Origin of the sequence: Ralstonia sp. ASV6 (genome assembly GCF_016429285.1) — a bacterium.
GTDB lineage: Bacteria > Pseudomonadota > Gammaproteobacteria > Burkholderiales > Burkholderiaceae > Ralstonia > Ralstonia flaminis.
On record NZ_JAELUI010000671.1, the window covers coordinates 1 to 301 of the forward strand.

At 72.1% G+C, this 301-nt stretch carries 1 protein-coding gene; it reads right to left on the reverse strand.

Features of this window, described 5'->3' with window-relative positions; all coding sequences use genetic code 11:
* Positions 1–291, reverse strand: a 291-nt coding sequence (locus tag JHD73_RS30175) for an efflux RND transporter permease subunit (RefSeq protein ID WP_368735574.1), incomplete at its 3' end; no start/stop codon positions are given.
* Positions 292–301 lie beyond the last annotated feature (10 nt).

A 301-nucleotide genomic window follows, 5' to 3' on the forward strand; every position in this document is an offset into this window, starting at 1 on the left:
CCCCCCCCCCCCCCCCCCCCCCCCCCCCCCCCCCCCCCCCCCCCCCCCCCCCCCCCCCCCCCCCCCCCCCCCCCCCCCCCCCCCCCCCCCCCCCCCCCCCCCTGTTTCAAGCAGAAGACGGCATACGCGATCAGGCGCCATGTCTCGTGGGCTCGGAGATGTGTATAAGAGACAGGTCTCCATCTGCGTGGGCGTGGCGCCCGGCAAGCTGGCTGTAACCGACACAGCAGGAAAGTCGATGTCCGGAAAATTCTGGATCGACAGCATCTTGAACGACACCAGCCCCGCCACCGTGATCAGG